The following is a 23441-nucleotide window of genomic DNA, read 5'->3' on the forward strand; positions in this document are numbered from 1 at the left end:
TCTCACCACCTTTCTCCTTTTATATAGGAAAAGGTCGGTAAAAAGGACAGGGGAGGAAGAAGAAATTTTTAAAGTGCTGTTGCCTATAACTAGGATTGGTGAAGACATCTCTCGACAAGCTTTTCAGATGTTAGAGGGGATAAAGCCAGGAGTGGTGCGTGCTGAGGCCACTATTAATTAAACGTTTGTGTAGTAGGGAAAAGACAGGCAATTAATAGAATTATGTAAGTTTAATAGAAACCTATCTGATTTTGTGGAATGTTGGGTTATTTCCTGCGAAATACACTTCCAGTTTTCGACAATTTTCATACTTGTTTGGCAGAGAAGGTTCTTATTAATCAGTACTTGTAGCTGTTTTAACCAAACGTTTGAATAGTATAGCCTATATAGAATTTAGTCGAAATGCTGTCGATTAGTGACAAAAGTGGTTTGGAAGATTTCTATCTCCTATATCATTTGAATAGGGCATTAATCATCCCCTTATAACAAATAATAATAAAAATAATTTATCTTTTTAAATAACAAAACAAACAACAAAAGGAGAAGAGAAATCATCATCAGACAATTTCTCTTCTCCTTTTGTTGTGCCTATTCAAGTAATTTCCCCAATGGCTTGTAGATGCTATCTACCAAATCGGAAGGTCCGGGCGTATCTGGGTAATAGAGAAGAATGAAACTAAGAACCCACCCCATTGCCAGCAGGCATACAAAAACAATTTTCTCTTTTTTTTCCTTTGACTTTATTTTTGGCCACTCGTATAAAAACATGAGAGCTAAAACGATTGTAAACGCAAAAACAATCGCCCATTTCATATATCTTCCACCTCACTTTTCGGTACTGCAGGTGGATCAGTAGAAAGGCCTGGTCGTAGAATTTTAACATCAATATCATACTCTATTTCAACAGTTGGAAAAATTTCATCCCAATTTACTTTAGCTGATTGCCACTCTTTCGTGTATTTACGCTGAAAACTTCTATGAAAGTTAAAGATGTCTACTCTCATTTCTTGTTGTACCTCTTCAACCGCTTCCTTTATTCTTCCTTCTATCCTTTCTTCAATTTTCCTTTCAAGCATCCTCATACTTTCAGGATTTCTTAAGTCTAAGGTGCTGGCATTTTGAATCACATCATCCTCTACTTTGCAATTAATCGTTATTTTCCATGTTTCATTTTCAATTCGCGGAATCAGCTTCGTATAGGAACGAATCATTTCACCTGTGACCTTGCCTTCCCCCTCTTCTACATCAACCGTGATGGTCGCAGATTTAATTTCATTTCTTACCCATAATAATCCCCTTGTGACTGAATCATCTAAGGTCCCAATCATTTTATCTCCTTTAAACACGGCGGTACCACTTAGCATCAATTGCGTTTTATCCTTCATTTTTCCTTCATCCTTTTTGGAGGAAATACTTGTAACCATAGGCAATGCCGCTCCACCTGTTTCACTTGCAAACATTTGCAGCAGTTCACTCATCGTAATATCCATTCCTATCTGAAACTGGGCTAATTCAGTAAGGGTCTCTGAGGAACTTTTTTCTAAATGGGGCAGGCTTGAAATAAGATCCTTAGCCATTCCTTCACATACGAAAACATTGTTTCTTAATCGAGCTTCTGGTAATCGTGAAAAGAAGTCCATATGCTCTCGGATTCCTTTTTCCGCTAGTTCTTCTCCAACTACGGTTGCGGAACCATGCCCCCAAAACAAGTGGCGAGCAATTTTTTGCTGCAGCTTCGATCTAGCTGCAGCCATTGTCTCACCAGTTGCAGATTCAACAAACGATGTTCGTGAACCTGGAGCTCCTCCACCTTCCTTTATTGCCGCACTCATAGTCTCTGGTATAACTATTTCTACGGAAAGCTCAATTTCATTTTCATTATAGTAATCAATTCCTGTGCTTAGGACAATCGCCACATCATTAACTTCACGGCGATCCCAACATCCGGTAAGGAAAAAAAGTGTATGCCACATCAATACCATCACGAAGGTTTTACAAATCGTTTGATTAACCCTTGAGTTCATCTTTCAATCCCTTCCTTTGTTCCACTCTTTTACGTACTAGAGTAATGAATAACAAAAGGGCAGGAAGGAGTATTTGCAGCGATAGCAAGTAAAAGACACTAGTAGTTCCAAGAAAACTCTTTAATTCTGTCAGATTAGGGGCAGACCACCGAGCGAATAAAATTAAAAGGAAGCCAAGTGGAAATACAATGGGTTTGTAATTGGAAAGCTTTAGCCATTGAGCGGTGCCTAGTGCCAAAGCATAATAAAATACAGAAATTTTTATAAAAGTTCCTAATACCCATAGTGCCATTACAATCGATTCCAAGTGTTGAAAAAATTTCGCTATACTAACGTATTTTCCTGCATTCATTACCGGATAACTTAAATCGGCAGTTATTTCACCAAATATACAAAGGGCTGTCAAATTGGTTAGAACCATAATAAATACTACGCTGAGTACGGAAAGGTTTCCCCATAATAATCCTTTTCTCTGATCCGATAAATAAGGTAGAAAAAAGGCGATAAGAATATATTCGCTAAACCAGGATGCTGGGGAGGCTGCTCCTAAAAAGGAAGGCTTGAGACCTTTTTCCAGTATAGGGAGCATATTGGTTAAATCCAAATCCTTGATTAGGAAAAGGACAAGCGTCAACCAGAGTAATATCACAATAGGGACAAAATGCTGCGCCGCTCTAGCAATCGTTTCTAATCCGCCGCGGACAGCAAAAGCGCAAACGAGTGTCATACTTCCTAAAATGACCATCTGAGGGGTCTGAAACAAAAAGTTACCCGAGATAAACTCTCCATATTCTCTTATCACAATGCCATTTATATGTAAGTATAAAAATAGATATAAAAAACCAATGATCTTTCCAGGGATATTTCCAATAATACGTTTACTATATTCAATAATCGTTTCTCTTGGATAGTGTTTATGTAATTCATAAGCAATCCATACAGCCAAAAAACCAAAGAAGGAACCCCAAACAGGGGATATCCACATATCACGCTCTGCTTTGGCTGCTGTAATCGAAGGAAGGATCAGTAGAGCGGTAGCCAAGATGGTAGGATGCATCATGATGGCCAGTTGAAAAGATGAAATTTTCCCTTTTTCAATCATTTATTCACCCCCATGAGTTGGACCTGGTTTTTGATCAGGAGCTTGACGGTACTTGTTATAATCCCCTGTCAAATGAGGGCGGGAAGAATAAGCCCACCTTGGAAGTCTAAAAAATACATCTTTCATTTCGCTTCCTTTCATCGGTGCAATGGGAGACAAATACGGTACCCCAAAAGAACGTAATGTGCATAAGTGGGTAACAATCATAATGACCCCCAGCATAATTCCCAATAATCCTAACGTTCCTGCTAGGATAAGCATGGGAAAGCGCAGCAATCTAAGAGCCATTCCAGCATTATATCTAGGGATGCCAAACGAAGCGATTCCTGTTACAGCAACAACCATTACCATAGGGGCAGAAACAATTCCTGCTTCAACTGCTGCCTGTCCAATCACTAGTGCTCCGACAATACTTACAGCTGCCCCCATCTGTTTGGGCAAGCGAATTCCAGCTTCTCTTAAAATCTCAAACATAATCTCCATCGAAATTGCTTCGATTAAGGCGGGAAATGGGATGGGTTCACGGGACGCTGCCATACTGATTAAAAGTGCAGTTGGAACCATTTCATGATGATACGATAAAACGGCTACATATAAAGAAGGGAGCAAAAGCGAAATGACGATAAATAAAAAACGAAGCCAGCGGATAAATGTACTTATAATTGGACGTTGATAATAATCTTCTGAAGCTTGCATCAGAGAATAGAACGTGGTTGGAGCAACCAGTACAAAAGGAGTGCCATCTGTTATAATCGCAACATGTCCTTCCAATAAATAGGATGAAATAACATCCACCCGTTCCGAATTTAATACTTGGGGAAAAGGAGAATACGGATTATCCTCAATAAATTCCTCAATATACTCGCTTTCCAATATCCCATCCACATCAATTCGATTTAGGCGATTTTCAACCTCCGTGATGAGATTCTGATCTACTACTTCATCGATATAAGCAACTGCTACACTTGTTTTGGTTAATCTACCTATTGTCATTTTTTTTATTTTAAACTTTGGACTTTTGATTTTACGTCGAAGGAGAGCAATATTAACCCCTATGGATTCGATGAATCCTTCGCGCGGTCCCCGTATTACTGATTCAGCAGATGGTTCCTCAATTGCCCTTTTTTCCCATTTTGCTAAACCGACAGAAAATCCCTCACCTTTTTGGTCTATAAGAATGACAGGGTTTCCTGATGAAATTTGATCAATCACATCTGTATATGTTTCTACTGTACTAATATTAGAGTTAGAAATCTTTTGTTTCAGATTAGAGGAAGTATTTTCAGAATTTTGCACTCCAGATTCCTTCAAAAGTGGGGAAAGGATCGTATCGTTAATCCCTTCTGCATCCGTTAAGCCTTCAATGTAAATTAACACTGCTTTCTCTTTTCCTCCTATTAAGAAGGAGTGAAAAATAACATCGGGACAATTCTCATAAATGGAATTTAGATTAGTAATATTTTCATTCAAATCATCTAATAGAACATCTTCTGGTTTTGGTGATGGAGCTTTATTTTCTTTAGAGTCAGTAGATGTTTGATTTTGAAATAATGATTGAATTTTTTTAGGCTTTCTCCACTTACTACGCATCTACAACAATCTCCTAATGTACCAACATTGTTTTTTTATTATGTTTTAAAAAAACAAAAATATGCACATTTTGGTAATTTTATCCTCTGATAATTCCCTCATTAAAGACCCTATGATGCAAAGAGATTTCCTATTGTCTCTGTTTGTAAATATTAACTTAAGATTAGGAAAACCTATTTTAAAAAGAGAATTCCGGAGGGAAGCAAAATGGCAGAAATCCCAAAGATAAACAACAAGACTTTTTGTATGAGTGAATACGATGTATTAAAACGAGTAATCCTTTGTCAGCCTCAATATATGACGATCCGCGAAGTAATTAATGAAACGCAAGAGCATTTTAAGAATGAAGGTATCCATATTGAACGTGCGCTTGAGCAGCACAGTAATTTTGTCAAAACGCTAAAGCAGAATGGCATCGAAGTTATTTTATTGCCTTATCATAAAAAATATCCTGAACAGGTCTTTACCCGGGATATTGGTTTTACTCTAGGGGAAACAATCTTTGTTGCTAATATGGCAACGGATGTTCGCGCAGGGGAGGAAAACGTTTTAAAACAATGGCTGGAGGATGAAGAAATCTCTTATTATAATTTAGCCGAGGAACGAATTGAGGGCGGAGATGTTGTGATTGATCGGGAAAGAATTTACGTGGGGCTCAGCAATCGAACGGACCAAAAAGCTGCTGATCAATTACAGCGTCTTTTGAATCAATTCAATGTCATTCCCATCCATTTTAAAGCAAAATACCTGCATCTGGATTGTATATTTAATGTCGTTTCTCCGGATGTGGCCCTTATTTACCCCAATGCCTTAACGAAAAAGGACATCGAGCTTTTTGCTTCACGCTATGAATTAATTGAAGTTTCGGAAGAAGAACAATTTCAATTGGGTACAAATGTATTGAGTATCGGGAACAAACGGGTATTAAGTCTGCCGGTCAACGAGAAGGTAAACAAGCAGCTTCGTAACCGAGGTTTTCAAGTGATTGAAGTGGATATCACAGAAATTATTAAATCTGGTGGCTCCTTCCGTTGTTGTACCCTTCCTATCTTACGTGAAACGTAAAATAATCATATAAAAATGACCATATAAACATCCTCAGGCCCGTAAAGGGTGAGGTTGTTTATATAGTCATCAGGTACATAATTTAGCTTTTTACGTTTTAACCTGGGAGTACGTTCATTCCTCTCTAATTTTATTTTCTCCACCAATTTGTCCTTCTTGCCACTTTTGATAACCATAAAGAATAATAGCTATTATTGTCATTATTAAAATCCCTTCAAGTGGCGATAAGTTTCCTCCAGCAGTTGTAATTTTGAGTTTTTTCCATAAAGTTCTAAAACCAAACGAATAGATACAATCTACAATCAAATTAACAATTAAATAAACCCAAAACTTATCAAACGTAAGATAAAATATCCAAATAGTTCCAATTAGAAAAACTCCATATACAGTATGTATTTGGGCTACTTTATCCCATGCAAATAGAGTTTCTTTGTACTTCCACCAGTCATATGTCCAAGCAACTTGATACATTATTGTGTTTATCACAGTTGCAAACAAGGCAACAGGCATAAATCTACGAAGAGCAGATTTATTTAAATTATTTAAAAAGAATAAGGAAATCCAAGGTATTAAAAAGAAAGACCATAAAACGAGTTTTACCATATGAAGTCTCCTTTTGTTATCTGAATAGTGTTCTTAGAATCCCCTAATCTAAACATTTTATTCAATTATTCTTTACGGGGCTGGTAAAACAACCACAATCCGGATGATCGTCGGACTGATGTCGATCACTAAGGGACAGATACTGATTAAGGGGAAAAATATCAAAACCGAATTCGAGCAAGCGATCCGGCACGTTGGCGCCATCGTGGAAAGTCCAGAAATGTACAAGTATCTGAGCGGGTACCATAACCTCGTTCACTACGCCCGCATGGTGCCTGGGGTAACTAAGGAACGGATTGACGAAGTGGTGTCGCTGGTCAAGCTGGAAAACCGCATCCATGACAAAGTCAAAAAGTACTCGCTCGGCATGCGCCAGCGTCTGGGAGTCGCTCAGGCACTGCTGAATCGGCCGTCCCTGCTGATTCTCGATGAACCGACGAACGGTCTTGACCCGGCGGGGATTCGCGAACTGCGCGATTATTTGCGGCATTTGACCCGTACGGAAGGAATCACCGTTATCGTCTCCAGCCATCTGTTGTCCGAGATGGAGCTCATGTGCGACCGGGTCGCCATCCTCCAGCAGGGCAAGCTAGTCCATGTGATGCCGGTTCAGCATTTTACCCAAGGGAACGATCAAGCTCAAACGTATCTAATCCAAGCACAGCCAGCGGAACAGGCATTGGTGACCATGAGGCAGATGGATGGGGTTCAGGAGGTCAAGCTCGCTCAGAAGGGGATCATCGAGGTCACCACCGAGCGGGAACACATCCCGGACATTCTTGCAGGGCTGATGCAGAACCATATTCGTATCTATGGCGTGCAAATGGTTTCCCAGTCTCTAGAAGATCGATTCTTGGAAATAACGGGGGGTGGACAAATTGGTTAATCTAGTACTCAATGAAAATATGAAGATTTACCGACGGGTGCGAACGTGGATTCTGGTCGGACTTATGGCTGCGTTTGTGCTTTTTGTCAACATCATTGAATGGCATTCCGATGGAAAAAAGGCGCAAGGGGAAGGCTGGCGGGCAGAACTGCTGCAGGAGAAGCAGCAATGGAGCGAAATTCTGAAGCAGCCCAAGCTGGATGAAGAGGATCGAATGTTCTACCTGGAGCAGATTGCCGTCAACGACTATCACTTGGAGCAGAATATTCGCTCGACGGACGGCACGATGTGGGATGGTGTGAACGGTTCGGCCAATCTGATGATCGTGATTACCATTTTCACCATCATCATTGCGGGAGACAGTCTGGCGGGCGAATTTTCATCCGGCACCATCAAGCTGCTGCTCATCCGTCCAGCCAATCGGGTCAAGATCCTCGTGTCCAAGTATATCTCTTTTCTGTTGTTTAGCATGCTGTTGTTACTCACTCTGTTTGTCCTATCCGTCGCGGTCAACGGAATTTTATACGGCTTTGGATACATGGATCTACCGTTGATCAGCATGAATGCGGAAGGGCAAATCGTCGAAAGGAATATGGTCCTCAATCTGTGGAAAACGTATATGCTGGGCGGTGTATCCACGGTCATGTACGTAACCATGGGCTTTATGATCTCGTCCGCCTTCCAAAGCAGCGCGATGGCTATCGGGTTTTCCATCGGCGCCTTGTTTGCGGGTAATATTGTTCTGGAGGCACTGCAGCGGTTCGATTGGAGCAAGTACCTGTTGTTCGCCAACACCGATCTCACCCAGTACCTGACCGGACGTCCTTTCCAAGAGGGAATGACATTGTCCTTTTCCATCGGAGTGCTCGCTGTCTATTTCCTCGTGTTCAATCTGATTTCCTGGCTCCTTTTTACACGTAGAGACGTGGCGGCCTAAACCTGCCGATTATATAACAATTAAGATTCACCAAGGAAGTGATTCAAATTGATTAAATTTAGTGCCTGTCACGCCCCGGATTTTGTCGAAGATTGGTAGGTTTTTAGATTGTGGAAAATGAAAGAATAAAGACAAGAAACCACCTTGGATCTGCCTGATAGTAGAGGCAAGGTGGTTTCTTTTTTTTATATTTGCTCCCTCATCCGCTCAGGAAGTGTCTGTATCGATTGGACGACCAAATCAAGCTTTGCTTCAATTCGGTAAAGCAAATAAAGCGTCACAACGATGGGGAATCCCACCTGGCTGATAATTGGAATCAACTGTTCTACTTTTCTCTCCTCCTTCCACTATTTATAAAAAGAGGCTGGGTTCATAATGAATCCGGCCTCTCACTTTTATTAGGCAATCACGTAATCCGTCACATTGCGGTCGATCACTCTTGCTCCTTTTGCAGCTACAAACTTGCCACTGCTAGTTGTGAAAACTTCAGATGCAATAATCTGCGCCATCGATAATTTTACGACTTCTTCGTCAATCGGCTCTTTTGGGTTATCAACGGAAAGGCTCGCCGTCTTTCCAAACTCCGTGGCAAATTGCAATTCCAATGTTTTTGCCATTTATTTCACCTCCCATCACTTTATTATTTTGTTAGACTATTAACCTAGAATTGCGATGCTATCATTCCGCTCCACTTTGTTTAGCGTGTCATTGCATAGAACTGCAACTGCTAGTGCCGCTTGCGATAATTGATCCGCAGTAGCTGCCTTGGTGACATTGCTAAACGTTTTCGCTTTGAGGATAGGATTTCCCTCGTCATCCATGCCCGCTTCAAATACGATGCGAAGCTTCGTTACTTCTAATAACGCTAGTGCCATTGTCTCTCACCACCTTTCACCATCTATATAGAAAAAAGTCGGTAAAAAGGACAGGGGAGGGAGAAGAGAATTTTAAATAAATTGAAAAATGCCCTGGAGAGGATAGCGTCTCCCAGGGCATTTTAATAGAGTTTTCGAGATTTCGTAGACGATCCGCAAATAAAAGCAGTGAATCCGCAAATAAAAGCCGGAAAATATGTAATAAGAATTAATAGTTACGTAATAAGGATCTGAATTTTGTGGGGATTACTCATGAGGGAGCTCGTTTAAATGATATTTTGTGTAAAATTACACTTCAATAGTTGCGCATTTATGATTTATTAAACGACTTGACCCTTTAATGGGCGAATTTTTGAGTTTTATGAGCGAATCTTCGAGATTTATGGGCGGATTTTGGGCTTTAATGGGCGAATTTAACCATTTTATGGGCGAATTTAGAAGCAATAGCTTAATAGCAAGAAATTAAATTTCCATGCCTGTCACTCTCCAGATTTTGTCGAAGATTGATAGGTTTTTAGAGAACTAGAAATAACAGAATGAAGTTGTAACTGAATATTGAAGCCCCCATTAGTGCTGGGAGCTTACTTCACGTACAATATCTTCTTCGAAGTTATTCAGGATGAAAGTTTCTTCTTCTGATTTGCTCATAATTCCATAAGCTTTACCGATCGTCCCGCCTTGGTATGTCCAGAAATAGTTGTGGTCATCATCTACTTCAGAAAAGGTGCCTTTTTTCCATTTATCTAAAATGGCTAGCAAATCATCTTTTTGTTCGAACTCACTGTTCTCCACAATATCATAGACTTGATTAATCGTATCGGGAATCATAGGAATGGCTCCCCATTTTTCTTTCGCTTTCACTTTTTGATGTGTCATCTTATGCATCACTTCGATCACCGCATCTTGTGAACTACTGTCATCAATCCCAATATCATATTGAACTCCGCCAATTTTGGCTGTCTGCTGCTTGTCTATTTCCTTTTTCTCATTATTGACCGTATCTTGAACAGCTTTCGCTTCTACTTTCTCTTGTTTTTTTCCAGATTCGGCTTCATTGTCGACCGGTTTATATCCTCCGTATTTTACGCCTATTAAAACAGCCAAAATAATACCAGTTACGATAAATACTATTTTCACTTCATCTCCCCCTGTTTTACTAGATAGCTCTAATTTAACAAAGAATTCAGAATTCATCTAGCTTATTTAACTTACATAATCACTTCAAACAAGACAGATGTCGACATTTTTTCTGAATTTGGATTAAATCGTATGCCGACCGTTTTTTGCGCTTTCTGGATAAACAAGCGGTTTTGAACATGTATGTAAGAATGGATTGTAAAAAATTTAATTTTCTAAATAGTATTTACAATTAATCTTTCTCACATATATTTCGGAGCTTTAAGAGATATGCTTTCTATTACAGTGAATCTATTATTAGCTGGGGGCAATGATTAAATATATTTGAAGATACCCTTCATTAAGGGTCAGGCCCCCACTACGTTAAGCGTTATTGTAGTGGGACCTGACCCTTTTTCAATGGAATGGGACTAACCAAATGTATACCATGAGAAACGTTCCTGTGGAGCTTTGTTTTTGGCTATCTATGTTAAAATAAATGTAGTGAACATATGCTTAAACTAACTGGGTAGAAGAATGATTATATGGGTGAATGAATGGAGTATGGAACTGTAACCCCCTGTTTTTTACAAAAAAATAATAAAAAGGTGGAGTGAGTATGAAACGAGTACGGAAGGCGATTATTCCGGCTGCTGGACTTGGAACAAGATTCCTACCTGCAACAAAGGCAATGCCTAAGGAAATGTTGCCGATTATTGATAAGCCAACGATTCAATATATTGTCGAAGAAGCAGTGGCTTCAGGGATCGAAGATATTATTATTGTTACTGGTAAAGGGAAGCGGGCAATTGAAGACCATTTTGATATTGCACATGAATTAGAGCAAAATCTATTGGAAAAGGGAAAGTTAGATCTACTTGAAAAAGTACGTTATGCTACTAATCTTGCGGATATTCATTATATTCGTCAGAAGGAACCAAAGGGGCTTGGACATGCCGTTTGGTGTGCTCGTAACTTTATAGGGGATGAGCCGTTTGCGGTTCTTCTTGGAGATGATATTGTTCAAAGTGAGACTCCATGCTTGAAACAGCTTATTAATGTATATGAAGAAACGCATTCGTCAGTTATTGGAGTGCAGTCTGTTCCAGATGATGAGACACATCGGTATGGGATTGTTGAACCTTTGGATCAGGTGGGTAGAAGGTATCAAGTAAATAATTTGGTTGAAAAGCCTAAGGCTGGAACTGCCCCTTCTAATCTAGCCATTTTGGGACGTTATATACTAACTCCAGAGATATTCACGTTTTTGGAACAGCAAGAAACTGGGGCTGGTGGAGAGATTCAGTTGACGGATGCGATTCAGAAGTTGAATCAGATACAACGGGTGTTTGCTTATGATTTCGAGGGTAAGAGGTATGATGTTGGAGAAACGAGTGGGTTTGTGAAGACAACCATAGAATTTGCTCTGCAGGAACCTACTTTACGTAAAGAGATTCTAGCTTTTATGGAAGAAAAAATTAAGGTGGAATAAAATTTCGTGCCTGTCACTCCCCGTATTTTGTCGAAGATTGATAGATTTATAAGTGGCAGGCACTAGACCTTAACCGGGACTTCTATTTCAAATAGTAATTATTTCTCCATTGCATGATTAAACTTTTCTAATTGTTCTTGTAGGACTAAAATGTAATTCATCATTGCTACTCTCACTATTGAAGGGTAGTAACGACTGTTAAGTTCTTGCTCACATTCCTCTAAATCCATCTTCTTAACAGTAATAATTTTATTCAATTCTTCTGTGCTCATTGAAAATCACCCCTATATATCGAAAAAATCATTATCAAGTTCTCCACTCTCCTAACCTATCTTTTATATGATTAGGATGGACAAATTTTTCATAGCTTATACAAAAGTTACCTCTGTTAAATTTTTTTCTCATAGATGAGGAAACTTAGACCGGGGCTGCTGAAAAAGTAATTACTTCAATAAAAAAACGTGTGTTTTACTCGTAAATAGTAAGAAAAAAGATACGGATCATCTACATATGGCAGATGATCCGTATCTTTTACACATAAAGAGGACTTATCACTGGTCCTGAACCGTCCCTGTGGAGCTTTCATTTTTATTTTAAGAAAATCCTCCCCCGAGTATAAGGGCCGCACCTAATAGTAGGACTAAGAGTAAGGCTAAATAACCTATTATGCTAATAATCGTGATAACCCAACCGATGACCTTTCGATTTGTTTTTATTAGATAAATACCTAAAGCGATCAACCCAAAAATGAATCCGAGAATTCCCCAAAGGATGGGGCTTTTACCATGCTTACGAGAATCAATCACTAAATAAATCGTGAGGATTATATTTAAAACCAATCCAATAAAACCTTCCAAATTAAACTCTCCTTACTATCTTCAAATTGTATTCTTAAAATGAAATTATACCAGAAAATTCAAAGGTTACAGCAAAAGATATTCCCTTTTATAAGGGAATTTGAAAAGGCAAGGTAAATATATAAAAAACCACGGAATATCGGGTGCCTGACACCACCCGATATTCCGCAAGTTCTTTCAAAAAACAAACAGGCATCAGTAGGGACTTTTCTATATTAGGTTGTAAAGTGAAAAAGCCTAAATTCTCCGTATTTTAAAAAGAGAATTATAGGCTTTTAATTTTTCTGAGGGCTTTACCGTGGAAATTCCATGATCCCACGCTGTCCCATTTTGGGATCATGATTACCTTTACTTTATCTTCAAGGATAGAAGAAACTTATTTATTTTTTCTAATTTTTGTTTTTGTGACACTGCGGCGACCATCTAAACTAATAGGCACGTCTCCATCAATGGTTATTCTTCGGACCACTCTTTGTGCATGACCATAGTCATTCACTGCGTAATGCTGGGTGGCGCGGTTATCCCAAATGACCACATCTCCCGCTTTCCATTTCCAACGTACCGTATTTTCGAGTTGTGTTACATGTCCTTGTAGGATGGAGAATAAATGAGCCGAATCGGTGGAAGAAAGCCCTTTGAAATTTTTGACAAAATGACCGAGTAGAAGATGGCGCTCTCCGGTTTCAGGATGTACATGGACAACTGGGTGTTCAGTTTCATATAGGGTAGAGGTAAAGATTTCGTCATGGCGTTTGATCGCTTCATCAGAAACATTCTGGTGTTTTGCTGCATAATCATAAGCGTTGGTATGGACGGCCCATAATTGATTCGCCAGATTTTGTAATTCTGTTGGAAGATTTTCATAGGCCGTAGCTGTGTTTGCCCAAACGGTATCACCTCCTGCCTGTGGTATCTCCACTCCGCGTAAAATGGAGAATTTTGGGTACGCTGCTTCAAATGTTACATCTGTATGCCATGAATTGGCTCGGCCGCCATGTTCGGAATGAAGTTCTAATATATAGTTTGTGCCATCTTTTGCTGGTACAGTTGGATGAACAACTGGGTTACCAAGCAGTTGGGCAAAGGCTTCCTGTCCTTGATCGTCCAGATGATTTTGATTACGGAAGAAAACAACCTTATACTTTAACAGCGCTTCACGGATAGATTTAACTGTAGTGGAGTCTAGTTCTCCGGAAAGTTTCACACCTGATAATTCTGCTCCAATACGTCCAGCCACTGGTTTTACTACAATTCCTGCTTCATTTTGAACTTCTTTGACATTACTCATTTTATTTCCTCCTTGTTTTTAGCCGTAAAAGCCAGCTATAATAATGGACCGATAAGACAAAAGAAAGCCAGAGCATAATAGCTCTGGCTTCCAGGTGACTGGTCAGCAATTCAATTGCTTGTAAATTTAATTTATATAATTCATATCGGCTTAATGTGATTTTAATTTTCTGGAAAACATCTGTCAATAACTAATTTTGATTTTTTGGTTTTTTTAAAAAATTAACTTTATTTTAAATTTTTCGTTGACGACTGAAAATTGAATTGGTAATATAAGTGAAAACCAAGTAACCCAATAGGAAATCTGGAATTTAATTAACCGGTCAACCGGAGACTTTTCTTTTTAAAGAGATGTCTCCGGTTTTTTTTATCGAGAAAAAGGCATGCCTGTAGAAAGGTGAACGTTGGATCAAAATTTTTTTCTCGTGGCTGGTAATGGATTTTTCGAATGGATCGGTTGGTTTTAATTTTAAGAGAAGGTAGGGGCCCGTTATGAAGATTTGGAGAACCAAGGCACTTTTATTTTTAATTGTATTGTCAGTCGCTTTATCGGCTGGATGCCAGGAGAAAAAGACCGGAGCTACAGGAACAAAAGGAAATGGCACTTATGAAACGCTGAAACTCCGGTATGAAGGATCGGTGGGTTCGGTCACTTATCCAGAGTTAGCCGGGGATTTAGGCTATCTTGGTCCGATTAAACTTGAATGGATCGGAAATCAAACAAGCGGGCCTGCCTCTATTCAAAACGCAGCGACCGGTCAAACCGACTTTGGCGGTGCATTTAACGGGGCCATTGCCAAATTGATAGCGAGCGGTGCACCGATAAAATCGGTCATTGGTTATTACGGCAGTGATAAGGATACATATACCGGCTATTATGTATTGAATGACAGCCCGATAAAAAGCGCCAAGGATTTAATTGGAAAAAAAGTTGGTATGAATACAATGGGAGCACATGCTGAATTCGTTTTAAAAGAATATTTAAAACAAAATGGACTCACAGATGAAGAAATTAAGAAAGTGACTTTAGTTGTTTTGCCACCGGTAAGTACAGAGCAAGCACTGCGACAAAAACAAATTGATATCGCTGTTTTGACTGGGATGTTAGGGGATCTGGCTGTGAAAAATGGGGGGATCAGAAAGCTTTTTAGTGATTATGATTTGTTGGGTCCTTTTACAGCAGGCGGCTATGTCTTTACCGATAAATTTATTAAACAAAATCCACATACGGTGAAAAAGTTTGTTGAGGCTACAGCAAAAGCCATTGAATGGGCACAGACCCATTCACGAGAAGAAGTGATAGCCCGTTATGAATCCATTATTAAGAAACGGGGGCGCAAGGAAGATACAAACACGGTGCAATATTGGAAAAGTACAGGTATTGCGGAGAAAGGTGGAGTTATTCAGGGTAAGGAATTTAAAATTTGGGTCGATTGGCTAAAGAAAAATGGTGAGTTCAAAGATGGCCAAGTGAAACTAAGTAATTTGTATACCAATGAATTTAATCCTTATAAGGGTGAAATTGAAAAAAACTAATGAGGTGAGAGGATGACGGCAAAAATTCAGTTTGAACATGTCAGCAAGGTCTTTAACGTAAGGGATTCTCAGCAAGGAAAGGGAATGCTTAAAGAATTTACAGCCATTAAAAATGTACATTTTTCGGTCAACAGTGGAGAGTTTCTTTCATTAGTAGGCCCATCAGGATGCGGAAAATCAACTTTGCTTGATCTTTTAGGCGGGTTGACGAAACCAACCTCCGGACGGATATTATTGGATGGAAAACCGATAGAGGGACCCGGTTTAGATCGGGGAATTGTCTTTCAGCAGTATGCGCTATTGCCTTGGAAGACAGCAAAAGGAAATATTGAATTTGGCTTAGAATCAAAAGGTGTACCCAAAAAGGAGCGGGCTGAGATTTCCCGTTACTTTTTGTCACTGGTTGGATTATCGGGTTTCGAAGATCGGTATCCGCATGAACTTTCGGGTGGAATGAAGCAGCGTGTGGCTATTGCCCGAAGTTTGGCGTTTGACCCTGAAGTGTTGTTAATGGATGAACCGTTCGCTGCACTCGATGCGCAGACGCGTGAAACCTTGCAAACAGAATTACTTCGAATCTGGGAACATACGAAAAAGACCATTGTTTTCATTACACATGGAATTGATGAAGCGGTGTATTTAGGACAGCGTGTGGCCGTCATGACCTCTCGACCGGGAACCATTAAACAAATTATTGAAAACCCGCTTCATTCAACCAGTCACGAAGAGGATTTACGTTCGACAACAGCATTTGCAAATGCACGTCACCAAATTTGGGATTTGCTCCGAGAAGAAGTAGTCAAAGCGCAAACAGTTGAGAATAAGGATCAATCAGCTTAACAAAGTTCAATTATTTTATAGAAGAGGTGAGGAAATGTCTGATTTTGGTAAATCATTCACAGCGCCAATGCAAACATCCCATCGGATTCGTTTTTCTTTTCATTGGGTGCAAAGTCTTGTAAAACAATCTATTGTTATTTTGCTTTTACTAATCCTTTGGGAGATTGCTCCCCGAATGGGGTTAGTGGATCCCACATTCTTTCCGCCATTTACAAAAGTAGCAGAGAGTTGGTGGGGATTAGTGATTTCGGGTGATCTGTATGCCCACTTTCAGGCCAGTATTCTCCGTTCGCTTTTCGGATTTGGGTTGGCGATCCTCGTTTCCATTCCTTTGGGGCTTATCATTGGGTGGTATCCACTGGCAAGCGAATTGTTAAATCCGGTGCTGGAGGTGTTTCGTAATACAGCTGCCTTAGCGTTATTACCTGTCTTTATTTTGCTGCTTGGGATTGGAGAAACATCTAAAGTTTCAATCGTCTTTTTTGCTTGTACGTTTCCGATTCTTTTAAATACGATCAATGCTGTTCGAAATGTAGATCCTTTACTCATTAAGGCCGCCAAATCCATGGCTCTTCCCTCCTACCGGCTGTTTTATAAAGTAATTTTGCCAGCTTCCATTCCGACTATTTTTACCGGAATACGTATGGCTGGATCGTCATCCATTCTTGTGTTGATTGCTGCCGAAATGGTTGGAGCTAAGGAAGGTTTGGGATATCTCATTAATTATTCGCAACAGAACTTCCAAATTACGCAAATGTATGCAGGTATTATTACGATTTCATTGCTTGGTGTGGCCATAAATTATCTATTGGTATCCTTAGAAAGAAAATTTTCAAGCTGGAAAACAAATTCAAATCAACAATAAAGGAAAGAAGGAATGAAACATGACTCAACATAAACGGGAAATGAAATTAGGCGCGTTTTTTATGATCCCTGGACATCATGTCGCTGCTTGGCGGCATCCAAAAGCAGAATCCCATCAAACCATGAGTTTTGATTTTATCAAAAGGCTTGCCCAAACAGCGGAACGTGGTAAGTTTGATATGGTTTTTCTTGCAGATACCTATGCGGTGAGGGGGAAAAATCAAACAGTACTTAGCCAAACCGTGAATACGTTATTTGAACCCTTTACCCTTTTATCCGCCCTTTCTGCTGTGACAAATCATATCGGATTTGTCGGAACGGTATCAACTACCTTTAATGAGCCATTTAATGTTGCCCGCAGGTTCGCCTCTCTTGATCATTTGAGCGGCGGCCGTGCAGGGTGGAATGTTGTCACATCAAGCACTGACGTAGAGGCTCAAAATTTTAATTTAGAACAGCAGCTCCTTCATGAAAAACGGTATGAGCGGGCCGAAGAGTTTGTCGATGTGGTCACGAAGCTATGGGATAGTTGGGAGGATGATGCGTTAATTATTGATAAGGAGTCATCCCAATTTGCGGATTCTTCCAAAATACACTCCATTAATCATAAAGGAGAATGGTTTTCCGTAGCTGGTCCATTAAATATCTCCCGCCCGGTGCAAGGGCATCCTGTTGTGATCCAGGCTGGTTCTTCTGAAGCAGGGAAGGAGCTTGCGGCGCGGACAGCCGAGGTTATATTCACTGCTTGGCAAACGATTGAAGAAGCTCAAGCATTTTATGCGGATGTAAAAGGAAGAATGGCGAAATACGGTCGCTCACCAGAGGAGCTGAAAATTATGCCTGGAGTTTTCCCTGTTATTGGTAGAACGGAGGAAGAAGCGGAAGAAAATAAGGCGCTGCTCGAGGAACTTATACCGGAAGAAGCGGGGATCTCTCTTTTATCTGGCATGATAAGTGTTGATTTATCAGGATATCCGGTGGATGGACCACTTCCAGATTTGCCTGAATTGAATCAGATAAATGGGGGGAAAAGTCGTTTCCAATTATTAAAGGATCTTGCAGATCGTGAAGGATTGACGATTCGCAAACTGTATCAACGGATAGCCGGTGCCCGCGGACATCGGGAAATCAAGGGCACACCTGAACAAATTGCAGATCATATGCAAGAATGGTTTGAAAATGGGGCAGCGGACGGCTTCAATGTCATGCCACCGTATTTACCTGGTGGTCTTGATGATTTCGTTGATCTCGTGATTCCCGTCCTTCAACAACGTGGATTGTTCCGTAAACAATATACAGGTAACACATTAAGGGAGAATCTGGGATTAAAGCGGCCAGTAAATACTCTTATTGAGCCAATTAAAGAAACCATATAATCTCGTAAGTTTCGGAAAATGTGTAGTAAGTTTTGGAAAACATGTAGTAAGAGTCAAAAAATATGTAATAAGAGCCTGAAAATATGTAGTAAGGACCAATAATTATGTAATAAGAATCCTGAATATAAAAAGACCACCCTTTTGCCTGCTACGGCTCGGGGGTGGTCTTTTAATTTTGCTTCTCCCTATAGGAACATATTGATAATTAGCACACCAGCAAGTCCGACAAGGGATGCAATCGTTACCATTACTGACCAGGTGCGAATGGTTTTACCGATGCTTAGGTTGAAGTATTCTTTATAAATCCAGAAACCGGCATCGTTTACGTGAGAGAAGGTCATACTTCCTGCACCGGTTGCTAGCACCATGAGTTCTGGGCTAACGTGTGCAGAGGCAACGAGTGGTGCGGCAATACCGGCTGCTGTTAATCCGGCAACGGTTGCTGAACCTAGGACTACCCGTAGGATCGCAGCGATTAACCAGGCGAGGATTAACGGCGACATGGTGGAGCCTTCCATCAGATGGGCAACGTATTTATCAACATGACTGTCGATGAGTACTTGTTTGAATGCACCGCCTGCTCCAATGATTAAAAGAATCATGGCGATGCTGCTGATTGATTCTGTGATCGAGTTCATGATTTCTGGCATTTTTTTGCCTCGATTTAAACCAAAGGTAAAGATGGCGACTATGACAGCGATTAATAGGGCAATACCAGGATTTCCTAAAAATTTAGCTGTTTGAATAAGTGATGATTCAGGCATCGTGATTTCAACGATGGCTTGGAAAGCAATCAGAATGACGGGGATAAGGGCCGTAAATACACTAATCCCAAAACCAGGCATTTCTTCTTCTGTGAAGTGCTTAGGATTAAAAAGTCCTTTTGGAATTTTAACTTCCAACTCTTCTTTTTTAAACGTCTTTGTATATAATGGTCCACTGATAATGATTGCTGGAATACCGATAAGAATTCCATATAATAAGGTTTTACCTATATTGGCATTGTAAACATCGGCAACGGCTGTTGGTCCAGGGTGTGGAGGAACAAAGCCATGCATGGTGATCAAAGCGGCAATGACAGGCATCCCAATATAAAGAATTGGTACACCTGCTGTTGCCGCGATTGTGAAGACTAACGGAATTAACACAACCACACCCGTTTCAAAGAATAGCGCAATCCCAACAATGAAGGCTGTTAGAACGGCTGCAAGCTGTACTCGTTTTTTTCCAAATGCGTTAACCAATGTGGTGGAGATTCGTTGTGCACCACCAGAATCGGCCATTAGTTTACCAAGCATACCCCCAAAACCAATAACCAGTACGAGATTGCCGAGGGTTCCGCCCAAACCGGATGTGACGGATGTTATCGCTTCGATTGGGGTCATTCCTTCCATAACCCCTACAAGTAATCCAACAATAACCAATGATATGAAGGCGTTTACCTTGAAGACGACCATTAATAATAGCAATAGGGCAACCCCTATACAGATATAAACGATTGGCATGTTTCTCCCTCTTTCCCCTTTGAAAGTGTGGAATGCCAGAACGGCATTCCAATCGATCAGTTCAATTTACTTCGTGCTTAATATCTCTACCACTGCTTTTAAATCACTTTGTGTTCCAACATTGCCTGGAAAAATAACATAGGACATGCCTGGATACTTACTTTCATCCCCAGTTCTCCAAACAGGAATCCCCGGTCTAATTTGTCCAGCAACGGTTGCTCTTCTTACCCTTAGTCCTTTTGTTCCTACATCACTGGAGGTAATTCCACCTTTTGCGACAAGGAAATTCGGTTTTACCTGTAATCTCGTTACAATGCTTGTTACCGCGTCAGAAATCGTCACGGACATTTTTAACTCTTCTTCTTTTTTATTTTCGCCAAGATCGAGCCGTTGTCTACTTGTATAAACGGCAACGGTTTTACCGGATCGGATCAGTGCTTCAGTGGTTTCTACCACGCGGTCGCATTCCGCTTTGAATTGCTCTGGTTGTAAAACTAAATGACTATTAAACTCGATAAATTCAATGCTGGTTAATTCTTTTAATTTTTCTAGCTGTTCCGTTGTCTTTTTCACATGGGAGCCGATAATAATTAATCCGCCATTCCCTGTTTCTTCTATTATTAACTCTTCTCTCGTTAGCAGAGCTTTATCACTGACTCCGCCAATGACTTTTGGAAGAGCGGCTGCACTTCTAAAAAGGAAGTTCTTTCCGGCATTGATCGCTTGTACTAAGGCAGCCGTGAATACTTTAACATCGACTTCGTCGACTGCATTCACTACTACTTTATTAAAATCGTTTACCTGAAGAAGCTGTTCCGTGATGGCGCCAATCTCCATGGCCCGTAATTGTTCGAGTGAGATATATAATGTATTTTTAGCGAGAAATAACCCATTCGACTTTTCTTCAATCCATTCTCCTAAATGAGAACTGGAATAGCCAAATGTCCGGTCTTTTGCAAATTCGGTTTCGCCTGCAGGCACAAGCTCTTGACCATTTTGAACATAGTGGATGTTGTTAATGGTCAATCGACCGCCTTCTTTGAAAAATGGCAGGATGACCTCACCATCTATTTTCAACTCAGAACCTGATTCGAGTGTATCCTTTAAAACGGTCGTTTCTAATGGATAGTGTCCTCTAAGTGTGGAATCTCCACGGCTGATAATGAGGAATTCTCGATTTAATTTCGAAGCTACGGTTAAAATGTTAGCGGCAATCTCGCGATGAGCCTGTTCGGTTTCTTCCGCTGTAAAGCCTCGTGAATTTGTCAAAATGAAAAACATGGACTGCTCTTCGTTAAAGCCCTGCTCAATACTTTCCTCAGACCAATCCGTGAAAACGGAGATATCATGGACGGTTTGGACACCTGTTGGATCATCGTCGAGGACGATGATTTTTTTGTTTAAGCTTTTTAGTGCTTCGGTAACTAATTGATGGACTGCCTGGCGGTCCACCTCAGGGACGGTTTCTAGGTACGCTGCGGATATTCTGTTCGTTTCAGTCATCATTTACGCCTTCTTTACTTCAACATTGGCAAGCTTTTCATAATAACGGACAATGCTGCCATGATCGTCTTTTATTTTTCCATCGACCTTTAATGCATGGAAAATTTCTAGCAATTGGCTTGATAATGGAAGTGGAACGCCAATTTCATGGGCCGTGTCCATTACATTCGTAATATCTTTCATGTTGATGGCAATACTTCCGCCAGCCACGAAGTTTCTGTCTAAAATCAATGGTACCTTGGCATCCAGAACAGCACTTCCAGCAAGTCCGCCGCGGATTGCTTGGTACATTTTTTCAATATCAATACCTGCCTTCGCTGCTAGGACAAGTGCCTCGGACATCGCCGCTATGTTAAGGTTTACAATAATTTGATTGGCAAGCTTTGCGGTCACACCGCAGCCATGATCACCAACTAAGATAACGTCTTTCCCCATCCCATAGAGGACCGGCAGAACGCTTTCAAAAACATCCTCTTTCCCGCCAACCATAATGGCTAATGTACCATCAATCGCTTTTGGTTCGCCGCCGCTGACTGGCGCATCTAGCATGCCAACGCCTTTTTTCGCTGCCGCTGCTGCTAGTTCCCGTGAGACTTCAGGTGTAATTGAACTCATATCGATAATGACCGAACCTGCTTTGGCCCCTGCCAAGATTCCATTTTCACTTAAAACGACTTCTTCAACATGTTTTGAGGCAGGTAACATCGTGATGATGACATCACTGTTTTCTGCTACTTCTTTCGCAGAATGAGCCGCCACTGCTCCAGCTTCAACGACCTGATGAACGGCGTCTTGATTTAGATCATTAACCGTAAGTGTGAATCCCGCTTTGATTAGGTTTAATGCCATTGGTTTCCCCATAATTCCTAGACCTATAAAACCAACTTTTTGTGCCATGATAAATTCCTCCTCATTCTATTTGAAATCTTATAAGTTAAGCGATCCGTTCAACTGCAATCGCTTTCAGATATCGTTTACAAAAGTAATTGTACACGAATTTATAATTTTTGTATACATAAAATTATTTTCTGTATACAAAAATCAGTGAAACTGATGTAGATTGTATTTTTTTGACAAGAATTTTGGTAAAATAAATGTAGGTTTGAAGAGATATAGAGGTGAACATTGTGTTAGAAAGTAATCGTTCTCGTCCTGCTTCCCACCAATCCTATGAGATCCTTCGTGATAGGATCTTAAATGGAGAACTTCCTGGTGGTACCAAAATTGTCGAGGAAAAAATTGCTGCTGAATTAGGTGTCAGTAGAACACCCATCCGGGAATCGATTCGAAAGTTGGAGCATGAAGGGCTTATTGAGAATAAAAAAGTTGTGAAGCCGGCCGAAAAGGATTTGCGAAATATGTTTCAAGTACGAATGCTCCTTGAGGGCTATTCCGCTCAGTGTGCAGCATCCTATTTAAAAGAAGATGAGCTTCAATCATTACATCAATGTGTGGAGATAGGGAGGACAGGAACAGTCGAGGAAATTATGGAAGCAAATGCGCGGTTTCATGAAATTATTGTCGGAGCCAGTAATAACCCGGTCATGATTGATATTATTGACCGGATGTCATCCATTATTTACCTTTTCCGTAAAACAGTCGTATTCTACAACCGCCCCCATTTAATCGACGAACACGAGCAAATATACCAAGCCATTAAAGCAAGAAATGGAGAAAAAGCAGAAATGCTAATGAAAACCCATCTACAAGCGGATTTGGAATTTTGCTTGCATCTGTTAAGGTGATAGGGAAGCAAGGGACGCCTTGCGCCTCGAAAGTTGTCGAGTTAGACCATTCAATTTTTATCAAAAAGGCAGAAACTCTTACTAAAAAGGGTTTCTGCCTTTTTTTGATAACCTTTGGTGCCTGACACCACACGAACATTTATGATTTAAAAACGGCTTGTCCCTTTAATGGGCGAATTTTTGAGTTTTATGAGCGAATCTTCAAGTTTTGTGGGCGAATTTTGGGCTTTAATGGGCG

The 23441-nt window shown here is 40.4% G+C and carries 23 protein-coding genes and 1 pseudogene; 9 read left to right on the forward strand and 15 right to left on the reverse strand.

Annotated features, from left to right (window positions below; translation table 11 throughout):
• Positions 1-588: 588 nt before the first annotated feature.
• From QF028_RS30120 to QF028_RS30135, 4 genes are read right to left on the reverse strand one after another with little or no spacing between them, the layout of a single operon-like run.
• Positions 589-813, reverse strand: a complete 225-nt coding sequence (locus tag QF028_RS30120; protein ID WP_429471244.1) for a hypothetical protein — start codon at positions 811-813, stop codon at positions 589-591.
• Positions 810-2024 (reverse strand): Ger(x)C family spore germination protein, encoded by a 1215-nt coding sequence (locus tag QF028_RS30125; protein ID WP_429471246.1) that lies wholly within the window; start codon positions 2022-2024, stop codon positions 810-812. Before QF028_RS30125 ends, QF028_RS30120 begins: the two co-directional genes overlap by 4 nt.
• Entirely contained in the window at positions 2008-3126 is a 1119-nt protein-coding gene (locus QF028_RS30130) for a GerAB/ArcD/ProY family transporter (protein WP_429471248.1), read from the reverse strand. The genes QF028_RS30125 and QF028_RS30130 overlap by 17 nt, the downstream gene beginning before the upstream one ends.
• Positions 3127-4716, reverse strand: a complete 1590-nt coding sequence (locus tag QF028_RS30135) for a spore germination protein (RefSeq protein ID WP_429471250.1) — start codon at positions 4714-4716, stop codon at positions 3127-3129.
• A gap of 207 nt (positions 4717-4923) precedes the next feature.
• Between QF028_RS30135 and QF028_RS30140 the strand changes: the two genes are divergently transcribed.
• The gene (locus tag QF028_RS30140; protein ID WP_429471252.1) at positions 4924-5781 is read left to right on the forward strand and encodes a dimethylarginine dimethylaminohydrolase family protein; all 858 of its coding nucleotides are present in this window, start codon (positions 4924-4926) and stop codon (positions 5779-5781) included.
• Between the two features lie 114 nt (positions 5782-5895).
• Here the strand turns inward: QF028_RS30140 and QF028_RS30145 are convergent, their stop codons facing one another.
• A complete protein-coding gene (locus QF028_RS30145) occupies positions 5896-6384 on the reverse strand; it encodes a hypothetical protein (protein WP_214998017.1) in 489 nt (162 codons plus the stop codon).
• Positions 6385-6460: 76 nt separating this feature from the next.
• Here QF028_RS30145 and QF028_RS30150 point away from each other — a divergent pair.
• A pseudogene (locus QF028_RS30150) lies at positions 6461-7270 on the forward strand (ABC transporter ATP-binding protein); the annotation flags it as partial.
• Positions 7263-8207 carry an ABC transporter permease gene (locus tag QF028_RS30155; RefSeq protein WP_429471254.1) on the forward strand — a complete coding sequence of 315 codons (945 nt, stop codon included), beginning with the start codon at positions 7263-7265 and terminating at the stop codon, positions 8205-8207. The pseudogene QF028_RS30150 and the gene QF028_RS30155, both read left to right, overlap by 8 nt.
• 185 nt (positions 8208-8392) lie before the next feature.
• On the opposite strand, the gene QF028_RS30160 is transcribed toward QF028_RS30155, so the two are convergent.
• From QF028_RS30160 to QF028_RS30175, 4 genes are all read right to left on the reverse strand, one after another.
• Entirely contained in the window at positions 8393-8527 is a 135-nt protein-coding gene (locus tag QF028_RS30160; RefSeq protein WP_429471256.1) for a YvrJ family protein, read from the reverse strand.
• A gap of 78 nt (positions 8528-8605) precedes the next feature.
• On the reverse strand, positions 8606-8824 hold the full coding sequence (locus tag QF028_RS30165) for a DUF2922 domain-containing protein (protein WP_214730988.1): 219 nt from the start codon (positions 8822-8824) through the stop codon (positions 8606-8608).
• 39 nt (positions 8825-8863) lie between these two features.
• On the reverse strand, positions 8864-9082 hold the full coding sequence (locus tag QF028_RS30170; RefSeq protein ID WP_214713082.1) for a DUF1659 domain-containing protein: 219 nt from the start codon (positions 9080-9082) through the stop codon (positions 8864-8866).
• Between the two features lie 567 nt (positions 9083-9649).
• Positions 9650-10219, reverse strand: coding sequence for a DUF6241 domain-containing protein (locus QF028_RS30175; RefSeq protein ID WP_429471259.1), 570 nt, complete (start codon positions 10217-10219; stop codon positions 9650-9652).
• Positions 10220-10817: 598 nt separating this feature from the next.
• Here QF028_RS30175 and galU point away from each other — a divergent pair.
• On the forward strand, positions 10818-11690 hold the full coding sequence (gene galU / locus QF028_RS30180; RefSeq protein ID WP_410887692.1) for a UTP--glucose-1-phosphate uridylyltransferase GalU: 873 nt from the start codon (positions 10818-10820) through the stop codon (positions 11688-11690).
• A gap of 98 nt (positions 11691-11788) precedes the next feature.
• On the opposite strand, the gene QF028_RS30185 is transcribed toward galU, so the two are convergent.
• The 3 genes from QF028_RS30185 to QF028_RS30195 all read right to left on the reverse strand — a co-directional run bounded on the left by QF028_RS30185 (position 11789) and on the right by QF028_RS30195 (position 13835).
• Positions 11789-11962: a hypothetical protein gene (locus QF028_RS30185; RefSeq protein WP_214998009.1), complete on the reverse strand. Its 174-nt coding sequence runs from the start codon at positions 11960-11962 to the stop codon at positions 11789-11791.
• A gap of 321 nt (positions 11963-12283) precedes the next feature.
• Positions 12284-12547, reverse strand: a complete 264-nt coding sequence (locus tag QF028_RS30190; protein WP_429471261.1) for a hypothetical protein — start codon at positions 12545-12547, stop codon at positions 12284-12286.
• Positions 12548-12923: 376 nt separating this feature from the next.
• Positions 12924-13835: a TauD/TfdA dioxygenase family protein gene (locus QF028_RS30195; RefSeq protein ID WP_429471263.1), complete on the reverse strand. Its 912-nt coding sequence runs from the start codon at positions 13833-13835 to the stop codon at positions 12924-12926.
• 491 nt (positions 13836-14326) lie between these two features.
• On the opposite strand from QF028_RS30195, the gene QF028_RS30200 reads away from it, so the two are divergent.
• Genes QF028_RS30200 through QF028_RS30215 form a run of 4 tightly spaced genes read left to right on the forward strand, consistent with a single transcriptional unit; the run spans position 14327 to position 18450 of the window.
• Positions 14327-15370 (forward strand): ABC transporter substrate-binding protein, encoded by a 1044-nt coding sequence (locus tag QF028_RS30200; protein WP_429471265.1) that lies wholly within the window; start codon positions 14327-14329, stop codon positions 15368-15370.
• Positions 15371-15382: 12 nt separating this feature from the next.
• On the forward strand, positions 15383-16210 hold the full coding sequence (locus QF028_RS30205; RefSeq protein WP_429471267.1) for an ABC transporter ATP-binding protein: 828 nt from the start codon (positions 15383-15385) through the stop codon (positions 16208-16210).
• A gap of 34 nt (positions 16211-16244) precedes the next feature.
• Complete coding sequence (locus tag QF028_RS30210; protein WP_214998005.1) at positions 16245-17075, forward strand: ABC transporter permease; 831 nt, start codon at positions 16245-16247, stop codon at positions 17073-17075.
• Positions 17076-17094: 19 nt separating this feature from the next.
• Entirely contained in the window at positions 17095-18450 is a 1356-nt protein-coding gene (locus tag QF028_RS30215; RefSeq protein ID WP_429471270.1) for an LLM class flavin-dependent oxidoreductase, read from the forward strand.
• A 185-nt stretch (positions 18451-18635) separates the two neighbouring features.
• Here QF028_RS30215 and QF028_RS30220 read toward each other — a convergent pair whose 3' ends face one another.
• From QF028_RS30220 to garR, 3 genes are all read right to left on the reverse strand, one after another.
• Positions 18636-19955, reverse strand: a complete 1320-nt coding sequence (locus QF028_RS30220; RefSeq protein ID WP_214713054.1) for a gluconate:H+ symporter — start codon at positions 19953-19955, stop codon at positions 18636-18638.
• A gap of 66 nt (positions 19956-20021) precedes the next feature.
• On the reverse strand, positions 20022-21458 hold the full coding sequence (locus QF028_RS30225; protein WP_429472612.1) for a four-carbon acid sugar kinase family protein: 1437 nt from the start codon (positions 21456-21458) through the stop codon (positions 20022-20024).
• 3 nt (positions 21459-21461) lie between these two features.
• Complete coding sequence (garR, locus tag QF028_RS30230) at positions 21462-22355, reverse strand: 2-hydroxy-3-oxopropionate reductase (RefSeq protein ID WP_429471272.1); 894 nt, start codon at positions 22353-22355, stop codon at positions 21462-21464.
• 221 nt (positions 22356-22576) lie between these two features.
• Here garR and QF028_RS30235 point away from each other — a divergent pair, with 221 nt between their 5' ends.
• Entirely contained in the window at positions 22577-23203 is a 627-nt protein-coding gene (locus tag QF028_RS30235) for a GntR family transcriptional regulator (protein WP_410887711.1), read from the forward strand.
• Positions 23204-23441 lie beyond the last annotated feature (238 nt).

Source organism: Neobacillus sp. B4I6, assembly GCF_050434045.1.
GTDB lineage: Bacteria > Bacillota > Bacilli > Bacillales > Cytobacillaceae > Neobacillus.